The 20,136-nt window shown below is 33.8% G+C and carries 20 protein-coding genes; 10 read left to right on the top strand and 10 right to left on the bottom strand.

Translation table 11 applies throughout. The features are described 5' to 3' along the window. Positions 1-78: 78 nt before the first annotated feature. The gene (locus J3U23_RS05050; RefSeq protein WP_267338670.1) at positions 79-981 is read right to left on the bottom strand and encodes an AraC family transcriptional regulator; all 903 of its coding nucleotides are present in this window, start codon (positions 979-981) and stop codon (positions 79-81) included. Positions 982-1,228: 247 nt separating this feature from the next. On the opposite strand from J3U23_RS05050, the gene J3U23_RS05045 reads away from it, so the two are divergent. The 6 genes from J3U23_RS05045 to J3U23_RS05020 all read left to right on the top strand — a co-directional run bounded on the left by J3U23_RS05045 (position 1,229) and on the right by J3U23_RS05020 (position 6,836). Beyond that, complete coding sequence (locus tag J3U23_RS05045; RefSeq protein WP_267338668.1) at positions 1,229-1,849, top strand: carboxymuconolactone decarboxylase family protein; 621 nt, start codon at positions 1,229-1,231, stop codon at positions 1,847-1,849. 101 nt (positions 1,850-1,950) lie between these two features. Beyond that, positions 1,951-2,382 (top strand): cupin domain-containing protein, encoded by a 432-nt coding sequence (locus J3U23_RS05040; protein ID WP_267337585.1) that lies wholly within the window; start codon positions 1,951-1,953, stop codon positions 2,380-2,382. Between the two features lie 42 nt (positions 2,383-2,424). After that, a complete protein-coding gene (locus tag J3U23_RS05035) occupies positions 2,425-3,450 on the top strand; it encodes an alpha/beta hydrolase (RefSeq protein WP_267338667.1) in 1,026 nt (341 codons plus the stop codon). A 523-nt stretch (positions 3,451-3,973) separates the two neighbouring features. Next, positions 3,974-5,470 carry a hypothetical protein gene (locus tag J3U23_RS05030; protein WP_267338666.1) on the top strand — a complete coding sequence of 499 codons (1,497 nt, stop codon included), beginning with the start codon at positions 3,974-3,976 and terminating at the stop codon, positions 5,468-5,470. A 541-nt stretch (positions 5,471-6,011) separates the two neighbouring features. After that, positions 6,012-6,218 (top strand): hypothetical protein, encoded by a 207-nt coding sequence (locus J3U23_RS05025; protein WP_065562090.1) that lies wholly within the window; start codon positions 6,012-6,014, stop codon positions 6,216-6,218. Positions 6,219-6,410: 192 nt separating this feature from the next. Continuing rightward, the gene (locus J3U23_RS05020) at positions 6,411-6,836 is read left to right on the top strand and encodes a hypothetical protein (protein WP_141677465.1); all 426 of its coding nucleotides are present in this window, start codon (positions 6,411-6,413) and stop codon (positions 6,834-6,836) included. Between the two features lie 91 nt (positions 6,837-6,927). On the opposite strand, the gene J3U23_RS05015 is transcribed toward J3U23_RS05020, so the two are convergent. From J3U23_RS05015 to nikA, 6 genes are read right to left on the bottom strand one after another with little or no spacing between them, the layout of a single operon-like run. Continuing rightward, entirely contained in the window at positions 6,928-8,241 is a 1,314-nt protein-coding gene (locus tag J3U23_RS05015) for an MATE family efflux transporter (protein WP_065734074.1), read from the bottom strand. A gap of 3 nt (positions 8,242-8,244) precedes the next feature. Continuing rightward, positions 8,245-9,018: an ABC transporter ATP-binding protein gene (locus tag J3U23_RS05010; RefSeq protein ID WP_065734075.1), complete on the bottom strand. Its 774-nt coding sequence runs from the start codon at positions 9,016-9,018 to the stop codon at positions 8,245-8,247. Continuing rightward, positions 9,018-9,860, bottom strand: a complete 843-nt coding sequence (locus J3U23_RS05005; RefSeq protein WP_267338665.1) for an ABC transporter ATP-binding protein — start codon at positions 9,858-9,860, stop codon at positions 9,018-9,020. Before J3U23_RS05005 ends, J3U23_RS05010 begins: the two co-directional genes overlap by 1 nt. Next, positions 9,857-10,687: a nickel/cobalt ABC transporter permease gene (gene opp1C / locus J3U23_RS05000; protein WP_065734077.1), complete on the bottom strand. Its 831-nt coding sequence runs from the start codon at positions 10,685-10,687 to the stop codon at positions 9,857-9,859. The genes J3U23_RS05005 and opp1C overlap by 4 nt, the downstream gene beginning before the upstream one ends. Further along, positions 10,684-11,628, bottom strand: a complete 945-nt coding sequence (opp1B, locus tag J3U23_RS04995; protein ID WP_065734078.1) for a nickel/cobalt ABC transporter permease — start codon at positions 11,626-11,628, stop codon at positions 10,684-10,686. Before opp1B ends, opp1C begins: the two co-directional genes overlap by 4 nt. Positions 11,629-11,651: 23 nt before the next feature. Next, positions 11,652-13,217: a nickel ABC transporter substrate-binding protein gene (gene nikA / locus J3U23_RS04990; RefSeq protein WP_267331901.1), complete on the bottom strand. Its 1,566-nt coding sequence runs from the start codon at positions 13,215-13,217 to the stop codon at positions 11,652-11,654. A 452-nt stretch (positions 13,218-13,669) separates the two neighbouring features. Between nikA and rhlE the strand changes: the two genes are divergently transcribed. Both rhlE and J3U23_RS04980 read left to right on the top strand, forming a co-directional pair. Then, positions 13,670-14,956, top strand: a complete 1,287-nt coding sequence (gene rhlE, locus J3U23_RS04985; RefSeq protein WP_267338664.1) for an ATP-dependent RNA helicase RhlE — start codon at positions 13,670-13,672, stop codon at positions 14,954-14,956. Between the two features lie 26 nt (positions 14,957-14,982). Continuing rightward, positions 14,983-15,324 (top strand): YggL family protein, encoded by a 342-nt coding sequence (locus tag J3U23_RS04980; RefSeq protein ID WP_065562082.1) that lies wholly within the window; start codon positions 14,983-14,985, stop codon positions 15,322-15,324. A gap of 61 nt (positions 15,325-15,385) precedes the next feature. Here J3U23_RS04980 and J3U23_RS04975 read toward each other — a convergent pair whose 3' ends face one another. Next, the gene (locus tag J3U23_RS04975; protein ID WP_220226014.1) at positions 15,386-16,978 is read right to left on the bottom strand and encodes an ABC-F family ATPase; all 1,593 of its coding nucleotides are present in this window, start codon (positions 16,976-16,978) and stop codon (positions 15,386-15,388) included. A 261-nt stretch (positions 16,979-17,239) separates the two neighbouring features. On the opposite strand from J3U23_RS04975, the gene J3U23_RS04970 reads away from it, so the two are divergent. Continuing rightward, the gene (locus tag J3U23_RS04970; protein WP_267331903.1) at positions 17,240-18,097 is read left to right on the top strand and encodes a carboxylate/amino acid/amine transporter; all 858 of its coding nucleotides are present in this window, start codon (positions 17,240-17,242) and stop codon (positions 18,095-18,097) included. Positions 18,098-18,102: 5 nt separating this feature from the next. On the opposite strand, the gene J3U23_RS04965 is transcribed toward J3U23_RS04970, so the two are convergent. Further along, a complete protein-coding gene (locus J3U23_RS04965; RefSeq protein WP_065562079.1) occupies positions 18,103-19,056 on the bottom strand; it encodes an AEC family transporter in 954 nt (317 codons plus the stop codon). A 7-nt stretch (positions 19,057-19,063) separates the two neighbouring features. Further along, positions 19,064-19,831, bottom strand: coding sequence for a peroxide stress protein YaaA (gene yaaA / locus J3U23_RS04960; protein ID WP_267338663.1), 768 nt, complete (start codon positions 19,829-19,831; stop codon positions 19,064-19,066). A gap of 76 nt (positions 19,832-19,907) precedes the next feature. On the opposite strand from yaaA, the gene J3U23_RS04955 reads away from it, so the two are divergent. Then, positions 19,908-20,135 (top strand): YccJ family protein, encoded by a 228-nt coding sequence (locus J3U23_RS04955; protein WP_065562077.1) that lies wholly within the window; start codon positions 19,908-19,910, stop codon positions 20,133-20,135. Position 20,136 lies beyond the last annotated feature (1 nt).

Raw genomic sequence — 20,136 nt, 5'->3', positions numbered from 1 at the left:
ACAAAATCGATATCAGCTAATATTTCCGCCGTATTTTCAACTAATCCCAAATCAAAAACACCACTCCTCAACTTTAATTTATCTTCGTTGAGAACCTTTGCGTATTTTTAGCACATCTTGCAAGGGTGTTTGGTTGAATAAGTTTTTATATTCTCGATTAAATTGTGTTGCACTTTCGTAACCGACTTTTAAACTCGCTTGAATCGCTGTCATATTCTCGCTGACCATTAAACGCCGGCCTTCATGTAATCTAAGTTGTTTTTGAAACTGCAATGGGCTTAAACTTGTTACTTTTTTAAAATGACGATAAAAGCTAGAGAGTGACATATTCGCTTGATTGGCTAGTTGTTCCATTTTTATCGGCTCTCTAAAATGTTCTTTTAGCCAATCTATCGTATTCGCAATACGATAACTTCTTGTTTCTGGCATACAAATTGATATTAGCGCTTCACCAAATGGACCGATTAAGAGTAGATAATGAATTTCTTTTACGATTAGTGGTGCTAAAACCGAAATTTGTTCAGGTTTATCCAGCAACTTAAGCAATCGATAAAAAGCATTGATTAGATCATCTTCAGCTTTAGAGATAATAATACCATTAAAACTTTGTTGCGAAGGTTTATTTAATTCCGGAAATTCTATTAATAACTCTTTAATTAAATTATTATCAATCAAAAGTGACAATGAAAGGAATGGGGCTTTCGTCGTCGCTTTTTTAATTGTATTTATCGTTGGAATATCAATCGAGGTTATAAGATAATCACCTTCTTTATAATGATAAAGTTTGGTGCCAAGCAGAGAGCTTTTTTCACCTTGTATTATCATTGTAATCATAGGATGATAAAAACAATTTTCTAAACAAATATCTTTATTTTTGCCGACTTCACGCCTATAAATGCCAAAGTTTTTAATTTGTGTTGGATAGTCCCCCACAGTTGGCATTCTTTTTAGCATTATTTTTTTAATTTCTTTTTTTAACATAGAGATTTCTCTATTTATTTAGATTTCTCTATTAGCATATGATTTCTGATAGGATTAGGCAACTTTTTGGCAGGATCGGCTCTATTGGATATTATTATCAGATCTTATAATAATAAAAAACGAAGTGAAATACATTAGCATCAGTATCTAATAAATTATCTATCATTTTTAGTCGCACTTAATAGTCAAAATCTAGGGTGGTTAGCAAAAGTTTGCAGTATTAACTAATTGTTTAAGGGCAAAGGCTATGAATATTTTTACACCAAAAAAAGGATCGATTGTTACTATTTCCGCTTTAATGTCTAAAAGCGATATGATTGGCTTAAAGCAAGCTTTAATTGATGGATTGAATCAAGGATTAACCATCAATGAAATTAAAGAAATTTTAGTTCAACTTTATGCCTATGTAGGTTTTCCAAAAAGTTTAAATGGTTTGAGTGCCTTTAAAGTGCTACTAGAAGAACGTCAAAAAGAAGGCATTACTGACACAGTTGGTTCTACTTCAGCACCATTACCGACTAATTTAAATGCTTTAGAGTTGGGTACAAAAATTCAAACAAAAGTTGTAGGCAAACCGGTTACGGGTGGCATTATGGATTTTTCACCTACTATTGATCAATTTTTAAAAGCTCATCTTTTTGGCGATATTTTTGGTCGAGATATTTTAAGTTATGAAGATAGAGAGATAGCGACATTAGCCGCGCTATCAACCTTGCAAGGTGCCGATAGTCAGATTAAATCTCATGTTCAAATTGCGCAAAATGTCGGGGTATCTCCCACTCAATTAGATGGCATTGCGAATATTTTAAAATCAAAAATTGGTGAAATCGAATTTGAACGATTCAATCGTGCTGTAAAAGGCCAATAAAAAATTACAACCAAATGGATATAGTAAATATATCCATGTTTCACAAAATAAGTTTTATTACACAGATAGCTTTAAATCATTTCCTGACGAGGATAGTTATTATGAAAATAATCAGTCAATCTGAATTTGAAAAACATAATTTATTTGGACAGGGTGAGCCGAATGTAAATTATGCTAAATATTTTATTGGTCAATCCTATCTAAATTTATTAACAGCAAAGTCTCCTTTATTAGTTGCCAATGTCACATTTGAACCTGGCTGTCGAAATAATTGGCATATTCATCATGCATCACAAGGTGGGGGGCAAATTTTATTATGTACCGCTGGTAGCGGTTGGTATCAAAAATATGGGGATAAGCCAATAAGTTTAGAGCCCGGTATGGTTATCACCATTCCTGCGAATGTAAAACATTGGCATGGCGCTAAGATTGACTCATGGTTTAGCCATATCGCTATCGAAGTGCCGGGTGAGGATACCTATAATGAATGGTGTGAAGCGGTATCTGAAGAAGATTTCCAAAAATTATGCTAATTAATTAGATTTAAAACATTAATTTCAATGTGAGATAATGACATGACAAATATCTGTTCTCAAACGGTTATTACAGTTCCACCTCAGACAATTCAGTTAGAACAACGTTGGGATAAGATTTTTCTGCAAAGTGATAAAGTTGAGCATTTTAAAGTCACGTTTAAAAATCGTTATGGCATTACGCTTGCCGCAGATCTATATCGCCCAAAAAACAGCCCAGATAAATTATCTGCTATTGTTGTCGCAGGACCATTTGGCGCCGTAAAAGAGCAGGTATCGGGTTTTTATGCGCAAACTTTAGCAGAGCGAGGATTTATTGCTTTGGCATTTGATCCCTCTTTTACTGGTGAAAGCAGTGGATTACCGCGTAATCAAGCATCTGTTGAAATCAATACCGAAGATTTTAGTGCCGCTATCGATTATCTTGGATCTATAGATTGCGTTGAGCGGGAGCACATTGGTATTTTGGGGATTTGTGGTTGGGGTGGTATGGCTTTAAATGCTTCATCAATTGATACTCGAATTAAAGCGGTAGCAACCGTTGTCATGTACGATATGAGTCGAGTTATTTCTAAAGGTTATAATGATAGCATGACAGAAGGGCAACGATTAGCAATGAAACAGTCATTGAATAATAGCCGCTGGGACGATTCACAAAATAGTTATGCCACATTGAATCCAAGAAACAATATTACCGTTGATCAAATCACGGATGAAACACCACAATTTATTGCAGATTATTCTCGTTTTTATACCACTAAACGTGGTTTTCATATTCGTTCTGTCAATTCAAATCCGAATGGTTCATGGGTGTTAAGTATGCCGCTTTCATTTATTAATCAGTCGTTATTGAATCATGCCCATGAAATTGAGTGCCCAACATTAATTATAGCCGGTGAAAAAGCGCATTCTCGTTACTTTTCAGAAGATGCGTTTAAAATGGTTGGCAGTAAAAATAAAGAATTAATGATTATTACTAATGCAGTGCATACTGATTTATATGATAATACCACCAATAAAATTCCCTTTGATAAATTAGAAACGTTTTTTAGCGCTAATTTATTATAAATTTTGGGGACTAAAATATGGAAAAGCTTTGGCGTTAAAAGGCCATTAACGACAGAGCTTAAAAAGATTTTAAGATTTTTCGTTAAAAACATAGGTATTTATACCATCGATTATAAGAAAAATGAGATAATCTCTACAACTAAAATAGACAAACATCTTTGGTGATTGTTAAGAACCTAAAAAAATGTAAGAGTAGTGATTGATATCTTTAGTGAGATTGTTTGTTATCATGAAATACACTTTAATTTCCAATACTTAGTTAAATAAATTGACAATAATGTCAATGCTAAAGATTACCGATAAATCACATAGATTATTCCGTTACAATTTATCAAATTGATATACCTTAAAAAGTCCTAAAAGTTTTAAGAACTCTTTACATAAAATACCAATACAAAACCTTGTTACTCTTTTATGATTTAAATGTCGATATTAGGTTTAATCATGCAGATCTTAATGTCAAAGATAGGTTTAGTATTACTCAGGGTGAGTATTATTAATTGTAGTAAAGGAGTAGTGTTTTATGTTTCCGTCAAGTTATAGTCAGCGCTCGGATATTGTGAGTGCCAATAAAAAAAAATCCTCATCATTTATCTTTGAGAAAAAACGAAAATTCATCAAGCTTCTTTCTTGCCATTCTAGCTATTTAACTTATAATCGTATGTATGTATGTATGTATGTATGTATGTATGTATGTATGTCGAGTCCTGTTTTAGCATTATCAAATAAGACAAGCAATATTATTCATGGAACCCCTCCTTATTTAACATTTGATAATGGTCAAACAAAAAGCACAGATACTAAAGCCTTATCTTGGGTAAGTTATATAGAAAACGGCCGTGAAGTTAAACATAATAGGCCACCTGTGGATAATGATAATAACCCCTTATCTATTGCACTTCCCACTAATCTTGCAACTTTTGCTGATATAAAAACTATAGTGCCGGTTGATACTCCTATTGATGGTGATAAAATCCAGTCGATTGATTTTATCAAACTATTGCAAGCACCTTATAATTATGGTCGGGATGATGATGGTGATGTGATAAATTCAGGAACTGGTAAAATCCAAATGACAATTGTTGGTTCTACTGGTCAAAAAGTTGCTCGGACTGATGCTATTGACAAGTGTTTGGCGCCGTATAATATCAATCTAAAAATTGAAGACGGTAGCATTCAAACTCAATATGGTCTTCCAAATACAACGAAATTTAGTGATATAAATGATAATTATATTTTCACTGTTGGTTCAAGTACCATTTACACTTGTTTTGTTCAACCAAATACATCTGTGGTTTATGATAATCGAGGCGTTGCCGGAGAATGGGACTCAGATAGCAAGGCTTTTTTAGTTCAAGATATTAACAATCCAGAATCTAATTTCCCTGCAATAGGTGGCAATAATCTTAGCTTTAAATTTATTGTTGCTGGACTAGATAGTTACCGTCAACTTAGTTATACCAAAGAACCAAGTAATTCGAATATTGATTTAGAATTTAGTGAAACGCAACACTATAAAATACCTTTGGTGACTTTAAAAGGGCCAAACGCTAATTCTCCTTCATATAAAAGGAGTTTTGTGCCAACACAATTTACTATTTATGCTGACCGAGCGAAGACTCTCCCCATTTATCGATTTAAATTGCGCCGCTGGTTTATTCCTCAACTAAATAGTACGGGTGATGACTATATTACAAACGTCAGCCATGATGCAGCAGTTAGTTTTTGCTCAAGCTTAGCGGGTTATAGAATGCCGACTGTGGCAGATTTGACTAATGCTAATGGTGGTGGTTGGAATGGCGGTTACCCTGGAAATGGTAAAAAACCACTTTGGCAAATAAATGGTGGATTGGCTTCAGAATGGGGGGAGCTACATAGTTACTTCGGTTTCACTATGTTCGCTTTCTGGACAGGTTCACCATCCTCAACGCCAAATCAATATTATATTGTCGATTCAGCAGGTGATAGTATATCAGCTATTAAAAATCAATTTACCCAAGCGGTTTGTGTTTCACCCTAAATAATATTTAAATCTGTATGTTTAAGGTATGGCTCTTTAAACAGAAATTATAAAAGGGAGCGGATTACGCTCCCTTTTTATTTGAATATATCATTTGATAATAAATTAAAAATGCCGTCTGATTATTTAAATAAATTTGTTTAATCGTTTAAAAGTTGCTAAGGGCAATATATCTAAATTAATAATCCTTAAATTAGGTAATTGAATCTTGTAACCTTATTTAAATTTTTAACCGTTAAAATAATACAAGGTAAAAAATTCTCATACTCATTTTAGTGATAAAAAATATTCCACTTCCTCAATTTTTATACTGAAACACAGGCGTTTTCTGAAAGATTTTGCAAAATTTCCTGTATTTTTATTAATAAATTGATTGTAAGTTAGTTTTTAATTTATGTTTCAAATAGTGATGCTAAATCCATCTATTTAAAGCGGTGAAATCGACTATGATTAAAAAACATACTTGCTTTTTTTTTAATCAGAGCTTATAAATATCACTGATAAGCATTCGCTTATCTTAAATATACTGGAGGAGCTTATAATGGTACAAAAATTTGCTGCATACGGTAGTGATGTTTCAGCTGGTACTTATAAATGTGCTGACTGTGGATATATTTATTCCAACCAAAGTAAGAAATCGTTACCCCCTTGTCCGGATCATAATAAAAAACCACATAGTAAAAATGGTTGGTATATAGTTAGTGGGCAAGGAGATTCAGTTAAAGATCCTCATCCAAATAAAAAATAATTTTTGTCTTTAAAAGGTAACACAATGTGTTACCTTTTTTGGTTTTAAGGTAAGATTAAAATAGTTAAAAATATACACATTATTAACTTTCAACTTAATAAAAAGTTATATAAAACTATGTTAGAATTTAAATGTGTTATCATTTCTAAAACTATAATAATGGAAATATAGATTTGTTAGATTAAGGTATTGATGATGAAGCAAGTGATTAAATTGGCAATTTTATTTTTGTGTTTTGCAATATTTTCAAATGTACATGCGTCTGAAACAGATAATGCTGCTGAGATTTCCAAAGCATTAGCTGATAGTGCAAAGAAATCTTTATTAGGCGATGAAGGAAAGTTTCCTTTAAAAGTCAAATCAGATTATGAAATAACTAATATTTCAGCTAATCACAATAATGTTGTTTTTGAATATAAAATGCCAACTGATAGCAAAAATACCGCACTAAATGAATTTATAGAAAATGTTAGATTAGGAATAAAAGGTCAGTTTTGTGATAAACCAGACGTATTTAATGTATTAAATACATATGATATCGGCTTTATTTTTCAGTTTGAATTTAGTGATAAACGAAAAATTCCTGTCACATTATCAATAAAAGAAATTTGTCTATGATTGAATCATGAATGCAAATTCCCTCCCTTATTGAAGAGTCTGAAAATATGGCTTAATAGCAGTACGTTTTCTATTTGGTTTTCATTTTTAATTAAATATAGGCTCGTGATTTTTTAATCCAAATAATTAAAAATATCGACCTACCAAAACTAAATAGATTATAAGCTAACCATAAACCCTGGTTTCCCCAGATTGGTACAGCAATGTATTGTGCTACAAACCAAACCAATAACGCCAATAGCATTGAGTCGCGTATTGATGTTGTATAACTGATTCCAGAAAAAACACCATAATAGATTAATCCACCCGATGCAACAATTGGAAAAATGATTAACCAATATTGATATTGAAGCGATAGCGTTATGATATTAGTTTGATTGGTTAATAACTTTATGATGGTTGTATCGAAGGTTAGCCAAATTGCAATTAAGATAATTGGGCAAATAATGCAGGCTTGTAGTGACCACCGTAAAGTTTGATTGTAAAGGTGGATATTTTTATTTCCTTTAGCTCGTCCACTGAAAACGCTGGAAGCATTAGCAAAACCGTCAAATAGATAAGCCATCATATAGTGAACTTGAAATAAAATGGCATTGGCGGCTAAAACTTCAGTATTGAACGTTGAACCAATAGAAATAAAGTGGTTAGTTACAATTAATAAGCAGATAGTCCGAATCATTAAATTAGTGTTTACTAGAATTACACCTTTTAATGATTGCCATGACAAAATAGATCTTAAATCCACTTTTTGTTCACTTTTAGGCAAATAACGGCAGGTAAACCAAATACCGACTAAAGTGCAACATATTTGTGCAATTAATGTTGCAAATGCTACGCCTTTAATGTCCCAATGACACCACCAAACAAAAATTACTGCCATCAAAATGTTGAGTAAATTAATAAACACTTGTAAAAACAGAACGGCTTTTATTTTGGATATCCCCATTAACCAGCCAACTAGGACATAATTAATCAGAACAAAAGGTGCCCCCCAAATTAATATAGAAAAATAGATATCAGCATAATGTTGAACATCTTGATTCGGTTTGATGATGTGCATTGAAGCAACAAAAATCAATTTTTGAAAAATTATAAATGCCAAACCTAAAAAGATTGCGATAAAAAGCGGCCGTATAAGAGACGATCTTAATAACAAACAATTATCCAACGCTTGCGCGGCAAAACCGGTGGTACTTACTCTTAAAAATCCAAATAACCAATAAATAGTATTAAATATTACTGTTCCTATCGCAATTCCAGCAATAAAAGCTGGATTGGGTAAATGACCGACTAAAGCCGTATCGACCACGCCAAGAAGAGGGGTAGTAATGGTTGATAAAATAAATGGAATAACTAATTTAATATAATCTTTAAACTGATATTGCAAATTTGATGTTGATGACATTGTTTAAAAACCTAAAATTGATTCAAGTAACAGTTTAGAATAAGGATTTTTAACTTGACTGAGTTGTTGTATTTTATCAACGTATTCCACGATTTCACCTTGATAAAAAAATGCAACTTTATCACAAAGATAAGTAATTGTAGTTAAATCATGCGTGATAAAGATACTGGTCAAATTTAGCTGTTTTTGTAGATCGGCAAGTAATGTTAAGATTTGGCTTTGAACAGAAATATCCAACGAGCTTACCGCTTCATCAAATAAAATAAATTGAGGCGAGCAAGCTATTGCTCTGGCAATGCAGACACGCTGTAATTGACCTCCACTCATTTCGTGAGGAAACCGTTCATAAAAAGAATGGTCTAATCCAACTTGTTCTAATAACGCATTGATACGATGCTGACGTTCCTCTTTTGATAGCTTTTCGTAAATATCAAGTGGCTCAGCAATAATTTGGCCGACATTAAAGTATGGATTAACCGAAGAATTATAATCTTGAAATACCGCACTGATATTTTTGCGTATAGCTGCTTTTTTCCATGTACGTTTGTTAATATCTTGCCCGCTAAAATAGATTTTGCCACTGTCAGGTTTCTCAAGGCCTAAAATCAGCTTTCCTAATGTACTTTTTCCGCTACCACTTTCACCAATAATACCAAGACACTCACCTTGTTTTAAATCGAATGATACATTTTTGATAATTGTGTTTTTTTTATGGCTAAATATACCAGGTTTCAAAAACGATTTTTTTACATTTACAACTTGCAATAACGGTGGCATCAAATTGTCTCCGAGATTAAATTTGGATTATTAGCGTAAATAACCGTATTAAATTTATTCAATAATTGCTTGCGAGTATCAATCAGGTAACGAGTATATTCATGTTTGGGATGATAAAAAATCTGATCACGGCTGCCAGATTCAACAATTTTACCTTTATTCATTACGATAATATCATCGGCAATATGATGAATTACACCTAAATCGTGAGAAATAAAAATCATAGTCGTTTTAGATTTTATCTCTTCAAGCATTTTTAAAATATAAAACTGACTAATTGAATCTAATGCGGTTGTTGGTTCATCGGCAATAATAAGCTCAGGTTCAAGTACTAATGCCATACCAATCATTATGCGTTGTAACATACCACCACTTAACTGATGCGGGTATTTTTTATAAATCTCTTTGGCATTATCGAGCCCTATATTTTCAATCATCAATAAGGTTTTAGCAATAGCATCATTTTTATTGATAGTCAGATGAGCTTGAAGGGTTTCAACTACTTGTTTGCCAATACAATAAAGCGGATCAAAAGCAATCATAGGTTGTTGTAATATTATCGAAATAGCACTACCGCGAATTGGTCTTAATGTCTTTTTATTCTGTTTTAGCAGATCTAAAGTTGAATTAGCCTGTTTGAACAGGATTTGTCCTGTCACACTAAAATAGGATTCTAATAAGCCGATGATTGCTTTGCAGGTTAAACTTTTACCGCTGCCACTTTCACCAACAATACCTAAACATTTATGATGATTGACGGTAAAAGATATATCATCAAGTAACTTGTTACCATTATTAAGCGTAACGGTCAGTTGCTTTACTGCTAACAATGGGCTACTCATGCTGTTTTTTCCTTAGGATCTAAGATATCTCGTAAACAATCACCTAACATATTAAATGCCGCTACAACAATTAAAATAGCTATACCAGGATAAACCATCTGCATAGGGTGCTGAGTCATTACGTTTTTTGCTTCACTTAACATTAGTCCCCATTCGGCAGTAGGCGCTTGGACGCCTAATCCTATAAAGGATAACGCTGAAATATTCAATATCACCCAGCCAGTGTCTAAGGTAGCCAATATAACTACTTCGGACATGACATTAGGCAATAAATGACGATAAATGATAAAAGAATGTGGTGCACCAATTGCTCGTGAAAAAAGGATATAGTTTTTTCTGCTATATTTAATTACTGAACTTCGGATCATTCGACTATACCAAGCCCATTTGACTACAATATTAGCAATAATAATGTTTTCAATACCCACACCTAAAACACCAACTATAGCTAAAATCATCACTTGGCTCGGAAATGACAACATGATGTCACAAAGACGCATAATACATTCGTCAAGTTTGCCTCGTTGATAACCAGAAATAAGACCAATGATACTACCAACAATTATTGTGATAATCATGGTTAACAGAGATAAGAATAGGGTAGAACGGATACCATAAAGTAACCGAGAAAAAATATCACGTCCAAGATGGTCACAACCAAGCCAATGCTCGCTCGATATAGCGGCATATTTTCGCACTATGCGAACTTTATTTGGATCAAAAGGTGCAATATAAGGGGCTAATATACCTAAAACAATTATTGTAATGATGATTATCAAACAAACTAAAGCGGTTTTATTGCTAATTACTTGCTTAATTAAATTCATACAGAGCCACCATTACTTCGTAATCGTGGATCTAACCATTGATGAATAACATCAACAATAAAGTTACATACTACAAACAAAATGGCCATAATTAATATGTAAGCCTGAATTACTGGATAGTCGCGATTCATAATAGCGGCTATACATAATCTTCCTAAGCCAGGCCAAGAAAATATATATTCGACAACAAAAGACCCTGCAATTAATTGTGGAATGGTCATACCTAATGCGGTAATTGTGGTATGTAGTGAATTGACTAATACATGCTTAAGAATGATGGTTCTCTCTTTCAAACCTCGACTACGGGCATAAAAGATCGAATAATTATGCATATTTTCCAGCATATTATTACGGATAAAACGAATATACGTTGAGATGTAAACAAACGACAAAGTTAACGTCGGTAAAATCAGGTTCTGCCAGGTTCCATACCCGTTGGTTGGCAATAGATCTAAATAAGTAGCAAACAGCCAAATAAATAGCAAACCTAACCAATAACTAGGCATTGCGGTACCTAAAAAAATAATAATTCGAACAATATGATCGAATGCTGAATTAGCAAAGATTGCACATAACACACCTAAAACTAAACTGACAATAAGTGTAAATAGAAATGACGACATTGCTAAAACTAATGTAGGAATTAAGCTACGGATAACTTCATCCCAAACTAATCTGTCACGATGAATAAACGAACGCCCAAAATCAAGATGTAAAACGTCATATAGCCAAGTAAAATATCGTTCAAAAAAAGGTTTATTTAATCCTAATTCCTGACGCATACTTTCAATAGCATCTGGGGTTGGCATTATTTCATTTAAGCGTAAGGCAACTTCAGCAGGATCGGAAGGGGCTAGATTGATAAGCAAAAAAGCGATAAAAGAGATACCGAATAATATCGGTATCATCATCGTTAAACGTTTAACAATATAATTTAACATTATTGATCAAAAATATTTATGTACTAAAAATGCATTTTCTCAAATGGAATATCAAATTGAGAAGGCGCAAATTCAATTCCTTTTAAAGATTTAACCGCAATAGCCCGATTTCGTTCATAAGTTAATGGTATGTAAACCGCTTCATTATGTAATGTTTCAAGCACGTAACGGAATAGATCTTGTCGCTCTTTTTCATCTGTTGAGATCAATGCTTTACTAATACTTGCATCGATTTGCGGTTTCTCTTTTAAGCCCTGTTGAGCCATATAGTCACCATAAACAGGTAGTTTCATACCGGATAAAAATGATTGTGGATCATATGGTGTACCCCATGAGATATCAAATACCATATCAAAATCCCCCGCTTTTTGGCGATCACGATAACCTTGCTCTTCTTCACCGTGAATATTAAGCTTTAATCCAACTTGCTCAAACTCATCTTGCATATATTGAGCAATTGTTTTTTGTGAAGCGGTGTTACTATCATAATAAAGTGTGATTTCAAAAGGTTTGCCATCTTTTTGACGATAATTTTGGCCTTTAACTTTTACCCAACCCGCTTTATCAAGTAGCGTTTCGGCTAATTTAGTGTCATATACATAAGGTTTTAACCCAATGTTAGCATAAGGAATATTGGTTGCCATTAATGTATCAGCAGGTGCTTCACTATTATTGAAAATACCTTCTGAAATATCTTTTTTACTAATGATATGTTCAATCGCTTGGCGGACATTAACATCACTTAGCTGGTCACGAGTCGTGTTCATTAATACAATTCGACTAGATACAGGTTTAGACATTAAAGTCTGAAACTTATCCATTGTTGAAAAACGTTCAAATGAATCTGCATCAACCATATTTTTACCATAGATGAGATCGATTTCACCTTTTTCGAGTGCCATTAGTCGGCTTTGGTTATCAGCAATAACTTTCATGGTCACTTTATTGAGTAATGGTTTAGTTCCCCAATAAGTTGGATTAGCGTTAAACACTGCATATTGATCTTTCTTATGATCACCTAATACATAAGGGCCGGTACCAATGTAAGATTTAACGCCATTTTTAGTTTCACCATCAATCATAGAATTAGGTGAAATAAAGCGCATAGGTCGGGTTACGGCAATTTCAATCATAAAAGGGTAATAGGGTTCGGAAAGGTTAACTTGTAGGGTATAATCATCTACTGCTTTGATTTCAGTAATTAAACGAACCATTTCAAGCCAAGTGTGACGAACTTTGTTTGATAACACGGCATCCCAATTCAGTTTTGCACTGTGCGCATCAAATTTTGCGCCATCACTAAATGTCACGTCTTTTCTTAGTTTGAACGTGTAAGTTTTACCTTCGTTAGTAATAGTCCAGCTTTCTGCAAGCCAAGGTGAAAAAGTGCCATCTTCGTTATAATGAACCAATGATTCATACAACATATTTTGCGCCCACATTTCACCGGAATAGAGATGAGGGTTTAAGTCACGAATATCACGAAAATTAGCAAAAGTTATATCATCTTTAGCAAAACAGTTAATACTAACGCTAGCTAAAACTAATGCTAAAAGTAGATTTTTTATACGAGTGAAATTAAAAAACATATTTAGTCCATTAATTTATTGGGATTAGGAGCGAGATAGTAACATAAATGAGAATGATAATAAATATCACCTGCATGTTTTTTATAAAAAACATTTTAAAAATCATGGCATTTATTTTATCAAATTCTATTAATTGATTTAAATCTAATTAAGTTTAAATTTAAATAAAGTTAACTCGATTAGTTAAAAATATAGCTTAAAACTTTTTAAAAGTCTTTATGAATAAACAAAAAATATAATTAAGCATTTTATTACCATTGTTTGGCAGCTCCAAAATTGAGTTTAGATTGATCTATCTAATTTTAATAGAGAAGAAAAAGAGAAAATCATTGCCAATATAAATCGCTAAATGGTGTCTGTTCTATGCCTCGTTAAATATTCAAACATTTATTATTGAATTGCTTTATAATAGATTTGAATAATTTATTTCACGTTTATTTAGGAATCATTGCATGTCATTTGACTCTCTTGGCTTAGATGCTAAGATTTTAAAAGCTATTGAAGAACAAAACTATACCGATCCAACCCCCATTCAACAACAAGCTATTCCAGTAATTTTGTCAGGTAAAGATTTAATGGCGAGTGCTCAAACTGGTACAGGAAAAACAGCGGGGTTTGGTTTACCTATTTTACAAAAATTGCATGAAAAGCAATTTAATACAGAATCTAAAAGAGGAAAGCGTCCTTTATATGCGCTAATTTTGGCGCCCACTCGTGAATTAGCTGCACAAATAGGTGAAAATATTCGGGATTATAGCCGATATCTATCTATTCGTTCTTTGGTGGTGTTTGGTGGAGTAAGTATCAATCCTCAAATGATGAAACTTCGCGGTGGGGTGGATATCTTAATTGCAACACCGGGTCGGCTATTAGATTTGGTTCATCAAAATGCGGTGGATCTCTCTACAGTAAAAATATTAGTACTTGATGAAGCGGATCGCATGTTAGACATGGGCTTTATTCATGATATTCGTCGCGTGATCGCTAAATTACCTAAAAAGCGACAAAACTTACTTTTTTCAGCGACATTCTCAGATGAAATAAAATCATTAGCTAATACAATTTTAAATTCACCTAAATCGATCGCTGTAGCCAAAACCAATAGTGCATTTGAGCAAATTACTCAATATATCCACCGAGTTGATAAACGCCGTAAACGTGAACTTCTTTCTTACTTAATTGGTAAAAACCAATGGCAACAGGTATTAGTTTTTACGCGAACGAAATACGGCGCTAATCATCTTGCCGAACAGCTTACTAAAGATGGCATTAAAGCCTCGGCAATTCATGGTAACAAAAGCCAAGGAGCAAGAACTAAAGCTTTAGCTGATTTTAAGTCAGGACAAATACGCGCCCTCGTTGCTACCGATATCGCAGCCAGAGGTTTAGATATTGAGCTATTACCTCATGTTGTCAATTATGAATTACCACAAGTGGCAGAAGATTATGTGCATCGTATTGGTCGAACAGGACGGGCACAAAATCAGGGGCAGGCAATATCATTAGTTTGTATTGATGAGCTTGCTCAATTAAAATCAATTGAGAAATTGATTAAAAAAACGATTCCAGAAATTTTTACTCAAGGATTTGAAGTCGATCCTCGAATTAAAGCGGAGCCAGCAAAAAAAGCCAAGCCTGCTCCAGCAAAAAGAAGACGTGTTGATAAAACTCGAACTTCTAAAAATAACCAGAATAGTATGAAGCAATCTAGCCATCATACATATTCTAAAACTAACTAAATTTTCTAAAGTAGAAGGATATTATTATGGCTAAGGTTAATCGCAGTCGTCGTTTAAGAAAAAAATTACATATTGAAGAGTTTAAAGAGTTAGGTTTTACCGTAAGTTGGTCATTTGACGAAGGGACGAGTGAAGACACTATTGATAACGTTGTTGATCAATTCATCATTGAAGCAATACAAGCAAACGGTTTGGCTTACGAAGGTAGCGGATATTTAAACTGGAAAGGTATCATTTGTACGCAAAAATTGGGTAATTGTACTGAAGAAAATCGTGACGTTGTCACTAAATGGCTTGAAAGCCATGGCTTAAAAAATGTCAAAACCAGCAATTTAATTGATATTTGGTGGGATGAATTAGAATTTTAATTTCTAAGTTGAATAAATACTAAAATAGCCACTAATGTGGCTATTTTTATGGATTTTAACGTTACTCAATTCCTTGGCTACGCAAATAATCCTCATAATTACCGGTATAATCAATGACTTTTTCCGGCGTGATTTCAACAATTCTTGTTGCAAGTGAGCTAACAAATTCACGATCGTGCGACACAAAAAATAGCGTTCCTTGATAAAGCTCTAATGCCATATTTAACGATTCAATTGATTCCATATCCAAATGGTTGGTTGGTTCATCCATGACAATAATGTTTGGACGCTGCATCATTAATTTACCAAATAACATACGTCCTTTTTCACCACCAGATAGGACTTTAACTTGCTTTTTAATGTCATCTTGTGAAAATAATAAGCGACCTAAAATGCTGCGCACTGCTTGTTCATCATCAGTTGGTTGTTTCCATTGACTCATCCAATCAAATACGGTTAGATCCTCGTCAAATTCGTATTCATGATCCTGTGCGTAATAGCCAATATTGGCATTTTCTGACCATTTAATATCACCTTGTTCTGGCACTAATTCGCCCATAAGGGTTTTTAGTAGGGTAGTTTTACCAATACCATTAGTCCCCAAAATAGCCACTTTTTCGCCAACTTCAACCATTAAATTGAGATTTTTAAATAGTGGTCCGTTATCAAATCCTTTAGTGAGATTTTCAACGACCAGAGCATTACGAAACAGTTTTTTATCTTGTTCAAAACGAATAAACGGATTTTGTCGGCTTGATGCTTTCACTTCTTCTAATTTGATTTTCTCGATTTGTCTTGCACGTGAGGTTGCTTGTTTGGATTTTGCGGCATTAGCACTAAAACGACTAACAAACGATTGTAGTTCACTAATTTGTGCTTTCTTTTTCGCATTATCCGCTAATAGCCGTTCTCTCGCTTGAGTAGAGGCGGTCATATAATCATCATAATTACCTGGATAGATACGTAATTCCCCATAATCCATATCAGCCATATGAGTACAGACCATATTAAGAAAATGACGATCGTGCGATATGATAATCATCGTGCTTTCACGTTCATTTAAGGTATCTTCTAACCAGCGAATAGTATCGATGTCTAAGTTATTGGTCGGTTCATCGAGTAATAAAATATCTGGATTAGAAAATAGGGCTTGGGCTAATAATACTCGCAATTTCCAACCCGGAGCGATTTCACTCATTAATCCATAATGTTGCTCAATTGGTATACCCACTCCGAGGAGTAATTCACCCGCGCGTGATTCAGCGCTGTAACCGTCCATTTCAGCATATTGGGTTTCTAAATCTGCAACCTTAAAACCATCTTCCTCACTCATTTCAGGTAATGAATAGATACGGTCTCGCTCTTGTTTAATTTGCCATAATTCGGTGTGCCCCATAATGACGGTATCAAGTACGCTATATTCTTCAAAAGCAAATTGATCTTGGCGAAGTTTACCTAATCGTTCATGTGGATCAAGTGAAACATTACCTGAGGTTGGCACAAGATCACCACCAATAATTTTCATAAACGTGGACTTACCACTACCATTTGCGCCGATTAATCCATAACGATTACCATTACCAAATTTTACTGAAATGTTTTCAAATAGTGGCTTACTGCCAAATTGCATTGTGATATTACTTGTTGTTAACACGGATAATTACTCTCGAATTGATTTGTGCAACTCGTACTTGAAGCATTTTTCTTAAGCTTAAAGTGAAGTGGCTAAACTGTGATTTGGCGCACATTATGCCATAATAAAGCGATTTTTAGCACTTTTGTTACTAAATTTATGTTTCAAAAACCCCGCTCCTCAACTTTTTTTGATTAGTAAACATATCATCCTTATTACTGTTTACATTAATAAGCCGAATTGATACTATGCCAAACTTTCTTTTATCAATAAGAATTTAATATGTATTATCTTATTTTTGTGACGATAGTTTGGTCGTTTTCATTTAGTTTTATTGCTGTTCATCTAAGTGGGCAAGTTGATACGTGGTTTGCAGTTGTAATGCGCGTCTTGCTGGCTTTTATAACCTTTATTCCTTTTTTACGCTTTAAAGGTATTTCTGTAAAACAGATGGTGTTGTTGATGGGCGTTGGTGCTTGTCAATTAGGTATTATGTACTTTTTTTATTACAACTCTTTCCAATATATTTCAGTGCCTGAAGTGTTATTATTTACTATTTCAACGCCAATTTATGTCACGCTAATTTATGATTTCTTGCAAGGACATCGACTCAGACTTGTTTACCTATTAACCGCTGTTATAGCTGTAATTGGCGCAGCCGTTATTCGTTACGATCATATTAGTCGAGATTTTATTATCGGTTTTCTCCTGATTCAGGGCGCTAATATGGTTTTTGCCTTGGGACAGGTTGGATATAAACGTATTATGGAGCTTTATCCATTACCGCAACATCAAGCTTTTGCATGGGTCTATTTAGGCGCAATACTGGTGGCTAGTATTGGCTGGTTTTTATTTGGCAATCCCGAAAAACTACCCACTACCCAATTACAATGGGGGATAATTATTTGGCTTGGGGTTGTGGCATCTGGATTATGCTATTTTTTATGGAATTATGGCGCAACCAAAGTCGATTCGGGTACGCTTGCCATTATGAATAATTTGGTTATTCCAACTGGTATTTTAGTTAATGTTATTATTTGGCACCAATCGATTGATTGGGGCCGATTTGCGCTAGGTAGTGCAATTATTGTTTCTGCTTTGATCTTGCATCATAAATTCAAAAAGCTAGAGGCAAATTAATTTTTCTAAGCAAACTGTAACATTATTGATAGAATTAGCGGTGTTGTCACGGATGATAATGCCGTTGATATCAATAAACTTGAAGCAATAGGACCTTGCAATACCTCAAACTGTCTTGCCATCATATAACAATTTATCGCAATTGATACCGAACTTAGTAATACAATAACTTGCAGTTCTAAAAGTGGTAATCCGACTATTATCGCTAAAATATAGGTCACAATCGGTAAGATAAATAGTTTTAAAACACAAATGGCTATTGTGATCGGTAAATCATCGCGGATCTTATATTCAGCAAGCCCCATTCCTAAAACGATTAATGAGAGAGGCGCTGTCATATCGCTTACCATCTTCGTCGCTTGATTGATGAAGAAAGGTAGTGGAATGTGTACATAATTGACAACTATTCCTGCAAAAATACCAATAATAATCGGATTTTTTGCTACATTTTTAAATGCTTTTATAAATCCTTTAGTCGATAATTTTCCCATCTGGACAAATTCGATGGATACCGTGGCTAATGTCCATAAAATTAACGCATTAAAAATCACAATAATAGCAACAATCGGAATGGCTTTTTCGCCTAATAACATTTTGATAATTGGTATGCCCACAAACACAGTATTGGTATAAATTCCACCCATTGCAAACATGGTACTTTGCGAGCCATTGAGTTTGAAAAATTTAACCGCAATAAAGCAGCCTAATGCAAACACAATAAATGAGCCACCAAAAAAGACCAATAAAAGATTGGCATCAATTTCAGAATGCTCTGAAAAATGGCTCATAATCTGAAATAACATAATTGGGAAGGCAATATAAAACGTAAATTTGGTAACACTATCGGTCACCGTTTTTTGCCAACGCCCCGCTCTAACTGCTATGTAGCCTAATAAAATCAAAACGAACAGAGGCAATGTAGTTAAAAACTGTTGCCATAATGTGATTAGAAATTCCATGTTACTTTTATGCGTGATTTCTGGTGAAGTACCATTCTAATTCAGTTGAGCGTTTTGAATCAAATTGGTAGCCTTCTAAATTAAAACTTTTAATATCGTCACTGTTATTAATGCTATTTTTTATAATAAATCGACTCATTAAACCTCGTGCTTTTTTAGCATAAAAGCTGATCACTTTATAATCATTTTTACTTTTATCTAAAAAGATGGGTTGAATAACCTTAGCTTTGAGTTGTTTAATTGCTTTGAAATATTCATTAGAAGCTAAATTAATTAACGTTGGATTGGTTGATTTTGCCAACTCGTGATTTAAACACTCTGTTAACTTATCACCCCAAAATTGACATAGATTAGTATTATTACCATTTTTAAGGCGAATACCCATTTCTAGACGGTAGGGTTGAATTAAATCAAGTGGTCGTAATAAGCCATATAATCCTGATAAAATGCGTAAATGAGATTGTGCAAATTTTAGATCGGCATCATTAAAATCTTCTACATGCAAACCCTCATAAACATCACCTTTAAAAGCCAGAATAGCTTGCCTTGCATTATCAAAATTGAAGTCAGTATGCCAGTTCTGAAAACGTTCATAATTGGTAGTGGCAAGTTTTGGGCTGATCGACATTAGTTTAGCCAAGTCATCACTGCTAAGTTTTTTACAAATATCAATAAGTTGTTTAGTCGATTCTAAAAATTCGGGTAAGCTATGTTGTTTGGTAATTAAAGGCGTTTGATAATCAAGCGTTTTGGATGGAGAAATAATTGTTAGCATAAAAAATACCACCTATTGTGTTTTGTACCAATTGGGTTTATTTTACATCTAATCTTAGCAAATAAGGAGAACAAATATGAATAGTACCAAAAAAGAAATACATGAAATTCGATCTTGGGCCAGCATTCGTGAAACTTCTATTGAGATAGCTGAAGCTATTTTTGAATTAGCTAAAAATGATGAAAAACTCGCTGAGCAAATTTGGGAAGAAGGTAGCGATGAAGTCTTAAAACTCGCTTTTTCCAAAACTAAAGCAGACAAACTCTTCTGGGGTGAACAAACCATTGAGCGTAAAAACGTTTAAT

Origin of the sequence: Gilliamella sp. B3367, assembly GCF_026536825.1 — a bacterium.
GTDB classification, from domain to species: domain Bacteria; phylum Pseudomonadota; class Gammaproteobacteria; order Enterobacterales; family Orbaceae; genus Gilliamella; species Gilliamella apicola_E.
The sequence above is the reverse complement of the archived record's forward strand: the minus strand, read 5'-3'. Positions and strand labels throughout refer to the sequence as shown.